The organism is Nonomuraea bangladeshensis, assembly GCF_039529455.1.
Taxonomy (GTDB): domain Bacteria; phylum Actinomycetota; class Actinomycetes; order Streptosporangiales; family Streptosporangiaceae; genus Nonomuraea; species Nonomuraea bangladeshensis.
Window position 1 is genome coordinate 214,394 of record NZ_BAAAMV010000002.1, and the last position, 15,197, is coordinate 229,590.

Consider the following 15,197-nt stretch of genomic DNA (forward strand, 5'->3'; position numbering starts at 1 on the left):
GTACATTCGTTTCCCGCTCCCTCCGTGAAGGGCGTTCCATGTCGACACCATCCGTGCCGCGACTCGGCTGGACCCTGGCGCTCCTCGCCCTGGCCCAGCTCATCTACGCGCTCGACCTCAACATCGTGTTCGTCGCGCTTCCCCAGATCGGCGCCGACCTGGGCTTCCCCGGCCAGACCCAGCAACTCGTGGTCAGCGCGTACGTCGTCTTCGCCGGCGGCTTCCTGCTGTTCGGCGGCCGGGCGGCCGACCTGCTGGGCCGCCGCCGCATCTTCGTGCTCGCCCTGACCCTGTACGCGGTCTCCTCGCTGGCCGGCGGGCTGGCGACGACCCCGGCCGTCATCATCGTCGCCCGCGCGATCCAGGGCATCGGCGGCGCGCTGCTCCTGCCGTCCACGCTGGCGCTGCTGAACAGCCTGTTCGCCGAGGGACCGCAGCGCAACCGCGCGCTCGCCGTCTGGGGTGGCGCGGGCGCGAGCGGCCTGACGATCGGCGCGCTGCTCGGCGGCCTGCTCACCGAGCACTTCGGCTGGCCGGCCGTGTTCTTCGTCAACGTCCCCCTCGCCGGGATCGTCGCCCTCGCCGCCCTCGCCGTCATCCCGCGCGACCCGGCCGGGCGCGAGCGGCGCAGGTTCGACATGCCGGGCGCGCTCACCGTCACGGGCGGCTCGACGTTGCTGGTGTTCGCGCTGGTCGAAGGGCCCGAGATGGGCTGGGGCAGCCCTCTCGTGGCCGGGGCGTTCGTGCTGGCCGCCGTCCTGCTGGTGATCTTCGCGCTGGTCGAGGCCCGCAGTGCCGACCCGCTCATGCCCTTCCGGCTGTTCCGCAACCGCAGCCTGACCGTCGGCATGCTGGTGACCTTCATCTACATGGCCACCTTCGGCGTGCTGCCGTACTTCCTGACCGTGCTCATGCAGAGCGTCCACGGCTACAGCGCCCTGCAGACCGGGCTCGCCTTCCTCATCCCGTCGCTCGCCATCGCCGCCGGCACCCAGGCCGGTGAACGCCTCGCCACCCGGTTCGGCAACCGCGCCACGCTGCTGACCGGCTTCGCCGTCGGCGTCGTCGGCACCGCCGTGCTCGCGCTCGGCTTCGACGCCGACGCCGGGTACGGCCGGCTCGTCCCCGGTCTCATCGTCTCCGGCGTCGGCCAGGGCATCGTCTGGACCGCCATGTGGATCGCCGCCGCCACCGGCACCCCGGCCCACGAGCAGGGCGTGGCCAACGGCATCGCCTCGACCGCGCTCAACATCGGCAACGCGATCGGCCTGGCCGTCTTCACGTTCATCGCCGATCTCGGCACCGAGGGCAAGGCCGGCGAGGCCCTGCGCGCGGCCATGGCCGACGGCGAGTTCCTGGTCGTGCTGCTGACGGCGGCGGCGATGATCGCCGGGCTCCTCGTCACGCTCGCGCTGCCCCGCCCGCGCCGCGACGCGCCCGAGGCGGCCCGGCCCGACCCGTCGCCCGCGGCGGCCGGCTGAGCTCAGGCGTCCGGTGCCAGGCGCCCCGTCACGGTGACGAAGGAGTGGGCGGGCAGGTGCACCCGCAGGCCGGCGCGCGTGGCGGTGACCTCGTGCGGACGGGGCGCGACGGACTCGGGCGCGTCCGGGGTGTTGTGGTCCTGGAGCCTGCCCGCGGTGAGGATCCGGGCGCTCACCTCCGTCAGCGCGCCGCCGCGCAGGTCCAGCTCGACCTCGGCGGGCTCGTCGGCGTCCAGGTTGGACAGGGAGAACAGCGCCCGGCCGTCCTTGCGGCTGGCCGACATCGAGACGGTGGCGAGCCGCGCGTCGCCGACCGCGCGCTCGGGCGTGCCGGCGGGCAGGTCCACGCGCAGTGAGGTGGCGTCCTGGTGGCCCTTGTTCATCTCGAAGACGTGGTACGTCGGCGTCAGGACGAGCGCCCCGCTGTCCGGATCGGTGAGGATCATGGCCTGGAGCACGTTGACGGTCTGGGCGATGTTGGCCATGACCAGGCGGCCGGCGTGCCGGTGGAAGACGTCGAAGTGCACGCTCGCCACGAGCGCGTCGCGCAGGGTGTTCTGCTGGTAGAGGAAGCCCGGGTTCGTGCCCGGCTCGACGTTCCACCAGGTGCCCCACTCGTCGAGCACCAGGCCGACGTTCCTGCCGGGGTCGTAGCAGTCCATGACGTTGGAGTGGCCGGTGATCAGCTCGTCCACGCGGGCGGCCTGGACCATCGTGCGGTAGTGGTCGTCGGTGTCGAAGACGGTGGCCGCGCCCTTGTCCTGCCAGGTGCCGGGGATCGTGTAGTAGTGGAACGACAGCGCCTGCATGAACGGCGCGGGCCGGTAGGCGCAGCCCAGGTCGCCGAGCTGCTTCATCAGGGTCTCGGTCCAGGCGTAGTCGGCGGCGTTGGCGCCCGCGGCGATGCGGTAGAGCGTGTTGCCGTCGTGGTCGCGGCAGTAGGTGCCGAAGCGGCGGGCCTCGGCGGCGTACTGCTCGGCGCGCATGTGGCCGCCGCAGCCCCACGCCTCGTTGCCGAGCCCCCAGAAGCGCACGCGCCAGGGCCGCTCGCGGCCGTTGGCCTTGCGCAGCCGGACCATGGGGGAGTCGCCGTCGCGGGTGAGGTACTCCACCCAGTCGCTCATCTCCCTGACCGTGCCGGAGCCGACGTTGCCGCTGATGTACGGCTCCGCGCCGAGCAGCTCGCACAGCTCCATGAACTCGTGCGTGCCGAAGTGGTTGTTCTCCTCGACGTTGCCCCAGTGGGTGTTGACCATCGAGGGGCGCCGCTCCTTCGGGCCGACGCCGTCCATCCAGTGGTACTCGTCGGCGAAGCAGCCGCCCGGCCAGCGCAGGTTGGGGATGTCGAGGGCGCGCAGCGCCGCCACGACGTCGAGGCGGATGCCGCCGGCGTTGGGCAGGTCGCTGTCCTCGCCCACGTAGAAGCCGCCGTAGATGCAGCGGCCCAGGTGTTCGGCGAAGTGGCCGTAGAGGTGCCGGCTGATCACCGGTCCGGGGACGTCGAGGTTGACGATGGCGGGCACGACGGGGTGGGTCATCGAGGCGCACCTTGCTGTCGGACGGGGGTGGAAAGCGCTTTCTGGTGGTGATCTTAGCGCGTGTCCCCACGCACGACCGGCTCGTACCGGTGCACTCTGGGAAAGTGCCGCAGAACGCCTCCCTTCGCAGTCCCTGGTTCGCGCCGCCCGCCGCCCGCGCCTGGAGGTGCGCCCCCGCGCCCGCCGAGGTGCGCCGCTTCCACGCCTCCCTGCCCGGCTACGCGCCCACCCCGCTGACCGAGCTGCCGCCGCTCGCGGCGGAGCTGGGGATCGGCAGGGTCTTCGTCAAGGACGAGTCGCGGCGGCTCGGGCTGCCCGCGTTCAAGGCGCTCGGGGCGTCCTGGGCCGTGCACCGGGTGCTCGCCGAACGCGACGACGACGGCCCGGTCACCCTGGTGACCGCCACCGACGGCAACCACGGCAGGGCCGTGGCCCGTACGGCCCGCCTGCTCGGGCAGCGCGCCCGCGTCCTCGTCCCGCGCGGCGTGCATCCGCGCGCCGTCGCGGCCATCGCCGCCGAAGGGGCCGAGGTGACGGAGGTCCCCGGCTCCTACGACGAGGCCGTACACCGCGCCGCAGAGGCCGCGTCCGCGCCGGACGCGGTCCTCGTCCAGGACACCGCCTGGCCCGGCTACGAGCGCGTCCCCGGCTGGATCGTCGAGGGCTACTCCACCCTGAGCACCGAGATCGACGAGCAGCTCGCCGCCGCCGGGATCGACGGGCCCGACCTGGTGTCCGTGCCGGTCGGCGTGGGGTCGCTGGCGCAGTCCGTCGTCACCCACCACCGCAGCCGCCGCTCCGGGAACCCGCCGGCGCTGGTGGCCGTCGAGCCGGAGGCGGCGGCGTGCGTGCTCGCGAGCCTCACCCGGGGCGCGCCCGTCAGCGTCGCCACCGGCGAGACCACCATGGCCGGGCTGAACTGCGGCACCCCCTCCAGCATCGCCTGGCCCTTCCTGCGGGACGGGCTGGACGCCGCGGTGGCCGTCCGCGACGCCGGCAGCGCCCGCGCCGCCGCCGACCTCGCCGCGCTCGGCGTACGCTCCGGGCCCTGCGGAGCCGCCGCGCTCGCCGGGCTGCGCGCGCTGCTCGGCGGCGCGGACGGGGCCGGGCATCGGGCGGCGCTGGGCCTCGGCCCCGCCTCGGTGGCCGTGCTGCTCAGCACCGAGGGCCCGGACGCCAACCCGTACGCCGAGCCCTGACCCCCAGGTGAGAGGACGCCATGCTCCCCGAGACGTCCACGTGCCTCCACAGGAGGTAGCCGACCGGCAGCACGAGCACCAGCAGCCGGGCGGGATGGTCGCGGATGTCGTCGAACTGGAGCTGGTGCAGCAGACCGGCACGCAGGGATTCGTTCCCGGTGACGAGCGGGGCGAGGGCCACCAGACCGTACACGACCAGGACATCCATGATCGCCTTCAGCGCGCGCCGCCCGGAGACCGGCGGCGCCGGAGAGCCGGACGCGAGCAGCACCAGCAGGGCAGCCGCCAGCAGGCACAACTCATGGAGCCCCCAGCCGCCGGAGAGGGCCTCGAACCAGTCCGGGGTGAGCATGGGCAGCGAGCCATCGCAGATGTCGTCCCCCTGGTGCTCGGCCGAGAGCGGCCGGACGAGCGCGATCAGCGTCAGCGCCCAGGCGGCCCGCGGTCCCGCCGTCGCCGAGTGCCGCCGTAAGAGGGCGACCAGCACGACCAGCACCGGCACGGCCCAGGTCGTGGCGAGTTCGGTGAACGTGGCGAGGTCGTCGCGCAACGGCAGGAACGGGGAGCGGTCGAGCGAGTCGTACTGGCGTACGCAGCCCACGACGCCCTCGGTGAAGCCGCCGTAGGCGTCCTTCATGTAGTACACCTCGGACAGGCTGGACGCCGTGTATGCGGAGGACCAGTCGGACCAGCTCTTCCAGGTGTCCCAAGTGGGGTAGGCCGCGGCGGTGAGGGCCGCCGCCCAGGCCAACGGGGTTGAGGGTGACACGTCAGCGGCTCCTTTGCTTCCGGCGCACCCTATCGGTGATCTTGAGCCTGAGCGCCGTGCTCACCGGCACGATCACCGCCTTCTGCTGGTGAACGCCCCCTCAGCCACGCTCCTTGGCGACCGCCTCGCGTACGGCGGGGGCGATCTCCCCGGCCCAGCGGCCGAGCGAGACCTGGTCGGCGACGCCCTGCTCGGCGGAGAAGAGGATGAAGCCGGACGCGCCGTGGTCGAGCACGGCCCCGGTCAGCTCCTCGATCCACTGGGCGGGCGAGCCGCCGAGCCAGCGGCCGTCGCGGTCGCGGGTGGCGGCGAGCGGCCGGTCGGTGATGCGGCCGGGCAGGTTGTAGACGGTACGGATCTCGCCCGGGTCGCGGCCGACGGCCGCCGCGGCCTCGTCGATGACGGGCCGTGAGGTGCGGTAGCGCTCGCTCAGCCAGTCGGCGGCGTGGCCGGGGATCCAGCCGTCGGCCACCCGGCCGGTCGCGGCCAGCGACTTCGGGCCGTTGGAGCCGGTCCACACCGGGGGAGCGGCCACCGGGGCCGGCTCGATGCCGCGCACCTGGTAGTGGCGGCCCTCGAAGGTGACCGGCGGGCCGCCGCCGGACAGCAGCCTGACCAGGACGATCGCCTCCTCGAACGCCTCCACGGCCGCGCCGGCCGACAGCCGGGAAACGCCCATGTCGGCGATCCGGTCCCACAGGCCGCCCGCGCCCATGCCGAGCACGACGCGGCCGTCCGCCAGCGCGGACAGGGACGTGACGGTCCTGGCCAGCATGGGTGCGGGCCTGGTCGGCAGGTTGGTGACGTTGACCAGGCCGGAGAGACGCCGGGTGCGGCCGAGGACGACGCCGAGCGCGGCGTAGGCGTCCAGGCGACTGCCTAGGTAGGGGTGGTCCGACAGGGAGAACAGGTCGAGCCCGTCGCGGTCGGCCTGCTCGGCCAGGCGCAGCAGCTCGCCTGCCTCGCCGACGCCGCTGTGCGCGCCGAAACCGAAGACGACGCCGGATGCGGACATGATGACGCCTTCCGTGGAAGTAAGTTCGTACTACGAACCATATTAGTTCGTAGCGCGAACTTCAATTCCCGGGGCCGGTTCCTGGAACACCACGGGCACCTTGTTGGCCGTCACGACGGAGCCGAGCAGCGCGGCGAGCGTGTCGCGATCGGCCTCGGACAGCTCCGCCGTCAGCCGCTCCACGCGGCGGCAGGTCTCGGCGTAGAACCGCTCGGCGAGCTCGGCGCCCTTCCTGGTCAGCGCGATCCGCACGGCCCGCGAGTCGCGCGGGTCCGTCCCGCGCCGGACCAGGCCGTTGCGCTCGGTGCGGTCCACCAGGCCGGTCAGGCTGGACTTGGCCAGCCCCAGCGTCGCGCCCAGCTCGCCCATCCCGTACGGCCCCGGCATCAGCACGCACAACAGCTGGCCCTGCTGCGCCGTGATGCCGAACTCCCTGGCGGACTCGGTGTAGACGGCGTTCACCAGGAACGCGCCGCGGACCAGCGCGGCCACCACGCCGATCCGCCCGTCCTCTTCTCCTGTCACCTGCCCAGCGTATGGGAAATTCGTGCCACGAACTAACCCCCGATGGCCCGTCAGTTCGTCCGGCCGGCCAGGTTCTGGACCCAGGCGGAGACGCCCCGCATGAGCACGTCCAGCTCCCTGCGCAGCTCCGCGTTCTCCGCGCGCAGCTCGGCGTTCTCGGCGCGCAGGCGGGTCAGCTCCGCGTCCTCGGGCTCGGCCGTGACCTGGGCGAGCGCCGGGGTGCGGAACGCGTCCCGCCATGGACCCAGCTCCTCGTGCCCGATCCGGACCGGGACGGCCGGGGTGGTGGTGGGCTGGGTGGTGGGCTTGGCGGCGGGCTGAGCGGCGGCGGGCTCGGCGGCGCGGCGGGGGAGGGTCAGGGTCACCAGGGCCGCCACCAGGGCGACGCCGCAGCCCACCAGCAGCGCGGTGCGGAACCCCGGCTCCGACGGCAGCACGTGCCCGCCCGTCGTCACCGTCATCTGGGACAAGATGAGGCCGACCACCGCCGCGGACGCCGAGGTGCCGATGGAGCGCATCAGCGTGTTGAAGCTGTTGGCGGAGGCGGTCTCCCGCTGCGGGACGGCCCCCATGATGAGCGCGGGCATCGCGCCGTAGGCCAGGCCGACGCCCATGCTGCCGACGCTACCGGCCACCATGAGCCCCCAGGGGGCGCCCATGAGCGCGAACGCCGAGCCGTACCCGACGGCGATGACGAGCGCGCCGGTGAACAGGCTGGTCCTCGGCCCCCGCGCGGCCGACAGCCGGGCGCCGAGCCCGGAGACCGCCATCATCATCAGTCCGGAGGGCGCCAGCCACAGCCCGGCGGCCAGCATCGACTGCCCGAGGCCGTAGCCGGTCGACTCGGGGAGCTGGAGGATCTGCATGACGACCAGCGACTGGGCGTACATGGCGAAGCCGACGAGGACGGAGGCGACGTTGGTGAGCAGGACCTGAGGGCGGGCGGTGGTGCGCAGGTCCACCAGCGGGTCGCGGACGCGCAGCTCCCACAGGCCCCACAGCAGCAGCACCACGACGGCCGCGCCGAGCAGCCCGAGCGTGGTGCCGCTCGTCCAGCCCCACTCGGCGCCCTTGGAGACGCCCAGCAGCAGGCAGACCAGCCCGACGCCGAGCCCGAGCGCGCCCCCGGCGTCCAGGCGGCCGCGGCCGTGCGCGGGCGTGACGGGGACGAGCAGCCAGATGAGCAGGGCGACCAGCAGGCTCAGCGCGGCCGAGCCCCAGAACAGCATCCGCCAGTCGGCGTACTCGGCGACGGCCGCGGCGATCGGCAGGCCGAGCGCGCCCCCGATGCCCATCGACGAGCTCATGAGCGCGATCGCGGGGCCCACGCGCTGCGGCGGCAGCAGGTCGCGCAGCGCGCTCACGCCGAGCGGGATCATGCCGACGCCGAGCCCCTGGAGGCCGCGCCCGGCGATCATCGGGATCAGCGAGCCGGCCAGGGCGCACACCACCGACCCCGCGACCAGAGGGACCGAGCAGGCGAGCATCATGCGGCGCTTGCCGTACAGGTCGCCGAGCTTGCCCACGACCGGGGTGGCGACCGCGCCCACCAGCAGCGTCACGGTGATGACCCATGAGGTGTCGGCCGCGTCGGCGTCGAGCAGCCGGGGGAGCTCGCCGACCAGCGGCACCACCAGCGTCTGCATGAGGGAGCCGACGATGCCGGCCACGGCGAGCACGCTGACGATGCCGCCGGATCGCGAGGATGGTGCGGAATGCAAATTTATCCCCTTTTAGGGCTAATGTCCGGATGCACTCTACACACGGTGTGCATCCTGCACATCCGGCGGGCGGCATCGAGCGCCACTCACCGGGTAGGGCACCCGTACACGTGACCATCGGGGGAGGTCACCATGGGTGCGGACGAGGGCCCTGAGGACAGCGGCCTGCCGTTGGAGATGCTGGATCCCGCGCCGGTCGGCGTCGTGGTGACGCGGGGCCCCGAACACCGGCTGGTCTACACGAACGCCCTGTTCCGGTCGCTGTTCAGGGACCCCAAGGGCAAGGTGTCGGTGGAGGAGTCGTTCTACAGGTTCGTCCGGCGCTACTACCGCCCGCGCATGGACCACGTCCACGCCACCGGCGAGCCGATCATGATCCTGGCCGAGCCCGAGCTGCCCTCCGCCGAGCGCCCCGAGCCCGAGCGGTTCTTCACCGCCAGCCTGTCGCGGATCTCCTTCGGCCCCGGCGACCACGGCGTGCTGGCCATGGTGATCGACGTGACCGACCAGGTCGGCAGGGCCCACCGGATCGCCGCCATCGCCGAGGAGCGCCGCCGCCTCCTGCGCCGGCTGGCGAGCCTCATGGAGATCAGCGCGCCGATCATCTGGGTCACCAGCCGCGACGGCTTCGTGAACGAGCCGAGCCGGAACTGGGAGCGGGTGACCGGCCAGACGTGGGAGGAGTACCGCGGCCAGGGCTGGCTGCGGGCGGTCCATCCCGACGACCGCCGGGCCACGATCAAGTCCTGGGCGCGGGCCGTCAACGACGTCAGCAGGACGTGGGAGCACGTCTACCGGCTGCGCACCGCGCACGGCGGCTACCGGCACTTCCAGCTCCGCGCCGTGCCCATCTGCGAGGACGGCCGGGTGGTCGAGTGGGTGGGGTCGAGCACCGACATCGAGGACCAGTGGCGGGAGCAGCGGGCGCAGCGCCTGCTCGACCGCGCCGCCGAGGTGACCGCGCAGTTGCGCAGCCTGGAGGAGATGCTGAACGCGCTGGCCGGGGTGATCGTGCCGGAGATGGCCGACGGCTGCAGCGTCTATCTCGTCACCGACCTCTCCGACGGGCGCCAGGGCGAGGCGCCGCTCATCGTCCGGAGACTGGCCACCGCCGCCAGGGAGGGCCTGGACATCCCGCTGCCGTACGTCGAGGAGCGGCTGGCGGGGCGGCACGCGTTCGTCAAGGCCGTACGGCGGCGCCGGCCCGTGCGCAAGACGTTCCCGGCCGGCTCGCCGCCGCCGGGCGTCGTCCCCGACGCCACCCGGCCGTGGGTGAGGGACAGCGGCGGCAACGGCGCGCTGATCCTGCCCGTCGTGGTCGACGGGACCGTGCCCGCCGTGGTCGTGGCCGTGACCTGCGGGGACCGCCCGCCCATCGGCGAGGAGGACGCCAGGCTGCTGGACCTGATGTTCGACCACACCCACGACGCGCTGAGCCGGGCCATCCGGTTCCAGCGGACCCAGCAGGTCGCGCTGGCCCTGCAGTACAGCCTGCTGGCCGAGCCGCCGCGCCTGCCCGGCCCGCGCATCGTGGCCCGCTACCGGGCGAGCCCGGCCGCCGCGGAGATCGGCGGCGACTGGTACGACTCCTTCGTCCTGCCCGACGGCGTCCCGGTGCTCGTGATCGGCGACGTGGCCGGCCACGACCTGAACGCCGCCGTCTCGATGAGCCAGATCCGCAACATGCTGCGGGCGCTCGCCATGGACCGCCGCGAGCCGCCGGGGGACGTCCTCTCGCGGCTCGACACCGCGATGGAGTCGCTGGCCGGCGAGATCACCGCGACCTGCGTGTGCGCCCGCGTGGAGCCCGCGGGCGACGGCTACCGGCTGGACTACGCGGTGGCAGGCCACCCACCGCCGCTGCTGGTCGAGCCCGGTGGCCGGGGCCGCTTCCTGGAGGAGGCCGTGAGCCCGCTGCTCGGTCTCACCCCCGGCGGGGAGCGGCCGTCGGCTGAGGAGCCGCTGCCGCCGGGCGGCACGCTCCTGCTCTACACCGACGGCCTGGTGGAGCGGCCGGGCGAGCACCTGGACCGCGGCCTGGAACGGCTCCGGCTGGCCGCCGAGCGGCTCGCCGCCCGGCCCGTGGACCACTTCTGCGACGCCCTGCTGGACGAGCTTCCGACGACCGGTCTGGACGACATCGCCGTCATGGCCCTGCGGCTGCCGCCCCTGCCCCGGCGTGCCCGCCCCTCTTGACGACTTTCTGTGAAGAAATGGTCTCTTAACGTGGCGGCGCGGCGGTGCTCGTGGCAGGGTCGTGGTGGCGCGCACGCCCTGTTTCCAGCGAGAGAGGCCGCACATGCACGATTTCCGCCTGCGCACGGTGCTCGCAGCCGTGCTCCTGGCCCTTCCGCTGGCCGCCGCCGCGCCCGCCCGGGCGGCGGACGCCGTGCTCGGCCAGCGCGTCGCGGTGCCCGCCTACTTCCTGCCGAGCGGCGGCACCGCCGCCGACTGGAGCCTCATGAACACCGCGGCCGGCAAAGCCGGCCTCCTGGTCGCGAACGTCGCCAACGGCCCGGACGACGAGGCCAGACCCGCCTACGCCGACGCGCTGGCGGCCGCGCACGACGCCGGCATCAAGGTCATCGGCTACGTGGACACCGGTTACTTCGGCACCACCGGCTTCGGCACCCGGCTCGGCTCGGTCTCGGCCGACGACTGGCGGGCGCAGATCCAGTCCGACGTCAACAAGTGGTACCGGTTCTACGGCTCCTCGATCGACGGCATCTTCTTCGACCAGGCGCAGAGCCTCTGCGGCCCGGCGGGCGTCGGCGACGCCTGGGTGAGCCTCTACCGCGAGGCCACCGCGTACGTGAAGAAATACCACCCGGGCGCCACCACCATCGCCAACCCGGGCGTCTCCCCGAACCCGTGCTACGCGGACGCCGCCGACATCCTCGTCACCTTCGAGGGCCCCTACGGCTCCTATCTCGACCGGCAGGGGCCGTACCTGCCGGCGGCGTGGGAGGCCCGCCACGACCCGAGGCGCATCTGGCACCTGGTCTACGACGTGCCCGCGTCGGGGCTGGCCACCGTGATGAGCCTGTCGAAGGCCAACAACGCGGGCTACGTGTACGTGACCGACGACGTGCTGCCGAACCCGTGGGACCGGCTGCCGCCGTACCATGCGGAGCAGGTCACGGCGGCCAAGGGCAGCGGCGGCGCGGCCCCGGCGGCGCCCCCCAGGCCGGCGGCGAGCCTGGTGACGGCCACGAGCGTCCGCCTGAGCTGGACCTCGGCCCTCTGCCCCGGCGCGGTCGGCTACGACGTCTACCAGGGTGGCGTGAAGATCGGCACGCAGGCGGACTTCGCGCCGGCGGCGACCACGTACGACGTGGCCGGGCTCGCGCCCGCCACCTCCTACACCTTCACCGTCAGGGCGCGCGACAAGGCGGGCAGGACCTCCGACGCGAGCCGGGCGCTGACCGTGACCACCGCGGCGGCCAGCGCGAACGCCCCGACGACGCCCGGCACCCCGGTCGCCTCGGACGTCGGCCCGACCAGCGTCAGGCTGAGCTGGACGGCCTCCACCGACGCCGACCCCGGCGACCGCGTCCAGTACTACGACGTCTACCGGGACGGCGTGCGCGAGCTGGCCGTGCCCGGCACGCTGACCGGCGTCACCGTGGGCGGCCTGACCCTCGGCGGCACCTACGCTTTCACGGTGCGGGCCCGCGACACGACCGACCGGGTCTCGGCGCGGTCGGGCGCGGTGTCGGTGACGGCCGGCTCCGGCCCGATCAGCGGCGCGACGGCGTCGGTGATCGGGGGCGACGCGATCTACCAGGCCCGCTTCACCCTGCCGTACGCCCACCGCCACGTCTTCGTCGACACCGACGAGGACCCCCGGACGGGCTGGCCGGTGCACACCGTCGGCGCCGAGTACATGATCGAGAACGACACGCTGTACCGGAAGACCGGCGCGCCCGGCGACTGGTCGTGGAGCGCGGTGGCCGGCGTCGGCCCGCTGGTCTCGGACGGCGTCCACCGGTGGTCGGTGCCGCTTTCGGTGCTGGCCGGCACGGGGAGCACGCAGCGGATCGTCTTCCACGGGACCGACGGCGTCCGCCACGACTACGCCCCGGACGTCGTCACGCTCATCACGGGCTGACCTCCCTGCATGAGCGGGCGCGCCGGCGCGTCACGCGGAACCCGTGCACCGGTCGAGGAGTTCGAGCAGGTGGTGGTAGGGCTCCCCGGTGGCGCGGGTCAGGCCGAGCTCACACGTACGGTTGACCGAGGCGTGGGCCGCGTGCTTCCCGGCCCGCACCGCGGCGGCCTCGGCCCGGGTCGCGGAGGCGGTCAGCTCCGGGTGCAGCAGGCCGCGGTCACCGGCGAAGGCGCAGCACTGCCAGCCCTGGGGGACGACCACCTCCTCGGCGATGGCCTCGGCGATCTGCCTGATCGCCGCGTCCAGGCCGAGCTGCGTGGAGGAGCAGGTGGGGTGCAGCGCCAGCGAGGGCAGGCGGCGGGTGACGGTCAGGCGGGGGAGCAGGTGCTCGGCGGCGTACGCGACCGCGTCCACGACCCGCACGCCCGCCGACTCCAGGCCCAGGCGGTGGAAACCCTCGGTGCAGGAGGCGGCGTCGGTGATCACCGGGAGCCGCCCGCCGTCCGTGGCCTCCCGCAGCGCCTCGCGGACGCGCTCGCCCATCGTCCGCTGTCCGTCGGTGTAACCCTTGGACGACCAGGGGGTGCCGCAGCACAGGCCCGCGACCCCTTCGGGGACGCGCAGCGTGACCCCGGCCCGCTCGGCCAGGCGCCGCACCGCGGCCATCACGCCCGGCCCGCCGTCGGCGGGGGCGAACATCGTGTTCAGGCAGGACGGCAGGTAGACGGCGTCGGGCGCGGCGGCCGGGACCGGGAGGCGGGGCTTTCCGCCCCGGGGCAGGTCACGGCTCCACTGGGGCACCGCCTCTGCGCCCGTGACGGCGCGGGCCGCCCGGCTCGCGCCCTCGGCCAGCGCGGGCGGGACCGCCGCCGCGGTGTCCAGGGCCAGGTTCATCGCCCGGGTGACGCCGTCCCAGTGCCTGGCGGCGCCGTTCCAGCCGGCGCGGGCCGCCCGGCCGTGGCGTTCGGCGCGCAGCCGCTTGGTCAGGTCGCCGGTGTTGATGCCGACGGGGCAGGCGGTCGCGCACATGCCGTCCACGGCGCAGGTGTCCACGGCGTCGTAGCCGTAGTCGGCCTCCAGCGCGCGGGCGAGCGCGCGGTCGCCCGCCTCGCGGGCGGCGGCCAGCTCGCGGCGCAGCACGATGCGCTGGCGGGGCGTGGTGGTCAGGTCGCGGCTGGGGCAGACCGGCTCGCAGTAGCCGCACTCGACGCACCGGTCGACCTCGGGCTCGACGGTGACCACGTTCTTGAGGTCGCGCAGGTGCGCGTCGTCGGCGTCGGTGAGCACGACGCCGGGGTTGAGCGTGCCCGCCGGGTCGCACAGGCGCTTGACCTCGCGCATCACCTCGTACAGCTCGTCGCCGTACTGGCGGCGGACGAACGGCGCCATGACCCGGCCGGTGCCGTGCTCGGCCTTCAGCGTGCCGCCCCGCTCCAGCACGGCGGTCACCAGGTCCTCGGTGAAGTCGGCGTAGCGCTCCAGGTCGGTGGCGAAGCGCTCGTTCAGCATGAAGTGCAGGTTGCCGTCCTTGGCGTGGCCGAAGACGACGCTGCGCTCGTAGCGGTGCTTGGCGAACAGCGCGTTCAGCTCCTCGCACAGGTCCGCCAGGGCGGGCACCGGCACGGCGACGTCCTCCAGCAGGGCCGTGGTGCCGGAGGGGCGGGCGCCGGCGACGGCGGCGTACAGGCCCTTGCGGATGTGCCACAGGGCGGCCCGGCCGCCGGCGTCGCGGCTCAGCCGGGCCGGCGCGGCCAGCTCCAGCGCGCCGAACACCTCCTCGGCCGTCCGCTCGCGCCCGGCCAGCACGTCGGCGTCGGACTCCTGCCACTCGATCAGCAGCGCCGCGTGCCCGGCGACCTCCATCGAGCGCAGCACGTCGTCGGCCTTCGGGTCGGCCTGGGCGACCCGCAGCGACTCGGCGTCCAGCAGCTCGACCGCGGCCGGCTCCGCGGCCACCAGCTCCGGCATGGCGGCCATCGCCCGCCCCAGGGAGGGGAAGACGAGCAGCCCCGTGGCGGCCAGCGGATGCGCGGGCACGGTGCGCAGCACCGCCTCGGCGACGAAGCCGAGCGTGCCCTCGCTGCCGATGACCAGGTGGGCGAGGATCTGCGCGGGGGAGTCGTGGTCGAGGAAGCTGTTGAGGCCGTAGCCCATGGTGTTCTTCAGCGAGAACTGCGCCTGGACCCGCCGCACCGAGTCGGGGTTGCCCCGCACCCGGTCGCGCAGCCGCAGCAGGCCCTCGGCCAGCTCGGGTTCGAGCGCGCGCAGCCGCTCGTCGGCGTCCGGCGCGCCGGTGTCCACAACGGTGCCGCTCGCCAGCACGAGCGTCATCGACTCCAGCGTCCGGTACGTGTTCGCGTGCGTGCCGCAGGTCATGCCGCTGGAGTTGTTGGCGACCACGCCGCCGATCGTGCACGCCGACTCGCTCGCCGGGTCGGGGCCGAGCTTGCGGCCGTAGGGCGCGAGGCGGGCGTTGACCTGGCGCAGCACCGCGCCCGGCTGCACCCGCACCCGCGCGCCGCCGTCCAGCACCTCGATGTCCCTGAAGTGCCGGCGCGTGTCCACCAGCAGGTGCTCGCTCACGCCCTGACCGCTGAGGCTGGTGCCGCCGGAGCGGAACGTCAGCGGCAGCCCGGTCCGCAGCAGCGCCGCCACCTGCCCGGCACTCTCCGGCACCAGCACCGCCTCCGGGGTGAGCAGGTAGTGCGAGGCGTCGTGGGCCATGCCGAGCCGGTCGCTCGCCCTGGTCCTGGCGATGCCCGGCACCGCCGCCTCCACGCGGGACAGGACGGCGGGGTCGGGGGCGGTCAGACGGGACGGTCGGGCGTGGATCACAGT

10 protein-coding genes are annotated in these 15,197 nt (G+C 73.9%); 4 read left to right on the forward strand and 6 right to left on the reverse strand.

Going from position 1 to position 15,197, the window contains the following annotated elements; translation table 11 throughout:
- The first annotated feature begins 38 nt into the window (after positions 1-38).
- Positions 39-1,481 (forward strand): MFS transporter, encoded by a 1,443-nt coding sequence (locus ABD292_RS05105; RefSeq protein ID WP_344205589.1) that lies wholly within the window; start codon positions 39-41, stop codon positions 1,479-1,481.
- 2 nt (positions 1,482-1,483) lie between these two features.
- Here the strand turns inward: ABD292_RS05105 and ABD292_RS05110 are convergent, their stop codons facing one another.
- Positions 1,484-3,019, reverse strand: coding sequence for an alpha-N-arabinofuranosidase (locus ABD292_RS05110; RefSeq protein ID WP_344205591.1), 1,536 nt, complete (start codon positions 3,017-3,019; stop codon positions 1,484-1,486).
- A gap of 104 nt (positions 3,020-3,123) precedes the next feature.
- Between ABD292_RS05110 and ABD292_RS05115 the strand changes: the two genes are divergently transcribed.
- Positions 3,124-4,218: a diaminopropionate ammonia-lyase gene (locus tag ABD292_RS05115; protein WP_344205592.1), complete on the forward strand. Its 1,095-nt coding sequence runs from the start codon at positions 3,124-3,126 to the stop codon at positions 4,216-4,218.
- On the opposite strand, the gene ABD292_RS05120 is transcribed toward ABD292_RS05115, so the two are convergent.
- The 4 genes from ABD292_RS05120 to ABD292_RS05135 form a co-directional block, all read right to left on the reverse strand.
- Entirely contained in the window at positions 4,175-4,987 is an 813-nt protein-coding gene (locus ABD292_RS05120; RefSeq protein WP_344205594.1) for a hypothetical protein, read from the reverse strand. The genes ABD292_RS05115 and ABD292_RS05120 overlap by 44 nt on opposite strands.
- Before the next feature lie 100 nt (positions 4,988-5,087).
- Positions 5,088-6,002, reverse strand: coding sequence for an LLM class flavin-dependent oxidoreductase (locus tag ABD292_RS05125; protein ID WP_344205597.1), 915 nt, complete (start codon positions 6,000-6,002; stop codon positions 5,088-5,090).
- A gap of 42 nt (positions 6,003-6,044) precedes the next feature.
- Positions 6,045-6,527 carry a MarR family winged helix-turn-helix transcriptional regulator gene (locus tag ABD292_RS05130; RefSeq protein ID WP_344205599.1) on the reverse strand — a complete coding sequence of 161 codons (483 nt, stop codon included), beginning with the start codon at positions 6,525-6,527 and terminating at the stop codon, positions 6,045-6,047.
- A 50-nt stretch (positions 6,528-6,577) separates the two neighbouring features.
- Positions 6,578-8,248, reverse strand: a complete 1,671-nt coding sequence (locus tag ABD292_RS05135) for an MFS transporter (RefSeq protein ID WP_344205600.1) — start codon at positions 8,246-8,248, stop codon at positions 6,578-6,580.
- A gap of 132 nt (positions 8,249-8,380) precedes the next feature.
- Here ABD292_RS05135 and ABD292_RS05140 point away from each other — a divergent pair, with 132 nt between their 5' ends.
- Both ABD292_RS05140 and ABD292_RS05145 read left to right on the forward strand, forming a co-directional pair.
- Entirely contained in the window at positions 8,381-10,444 is a 2,064-nt protein-coding gene (locus tag ABD292_RS05140; protein WP_344205602.1) for a SpoIIE family protein phosphatase, read from the forward strand.
- 103 nt (positions 10,445-10,547) lie between these two features.
- Positions 10,548-12,359, forward strand: a complete 1,812-nt coding sequence (locus ABD292_RS05145) for a spherulation-specific family 4 protein (protein ID WP_344205603.1) — start codon at positions 10,548-10,550, stop codon at positions 12,357-12,359.
- Between the two features lie 30 nt (positions 12,360-12,389).
- Here the strand turns inward: ABD292_RS05145 and ABD292_RS05150 are convergent, their stop codons facing one another.
- Positions 12,390-15,194: an FAD-binding and (Fe-S)-binding domain-containing protein gene (locus ABD292_RS05150; protein WP_344205604.1), complete on the reverse strand. Its 2,805-nt coding sequence runs from the start codon at positions 15,192-15,194 to the stop codon at positions 12,390-12,392.
- Positions 15,195-15,197: the final 3 nt, after the last annotated feature.

Excerpts from the sequence above, each read along its gene's own strand:
- ABD292_RS05105 (WP_344205589.1), top strand. The coding sequence starts at position 39 with ATGTCGACACCATCCGTGCCGCGACTCGGCTGGACCCTGGCGCTCCTC.
- ABD292_RS05110 (WP_344205591.1), bottom strand. The coding sequence starts at position 3,019 with ATGACCCACCCCGTCGTGCCCGCCATCGTCAACCTCGACGTCCCCGGA.
- ABD292_RS05125 (WP_344205597.1), bottom strand. The coding sequence starts at position 6,002 with ATGTCCGCATCCGGCGTCGTCTTCGGTTTCGGCGCGCACAGCGGCGTC.
- ABD292_RS05140 (WP_344205602.1), top strand. The coding sequence starts at position 8,381 with ATGGGTGCGGACGAGGGCCCTGAGGACAGCGGCCTGCCGTTGGAGATG.
- ABD292_RS05145 (WP_344205603.1), top strand. The coding sequence starts at position 10,548 with ATGCACGATTTCCGCCTGCGCACGGTGCTCGCAGCCGTGCTCCTGGCC.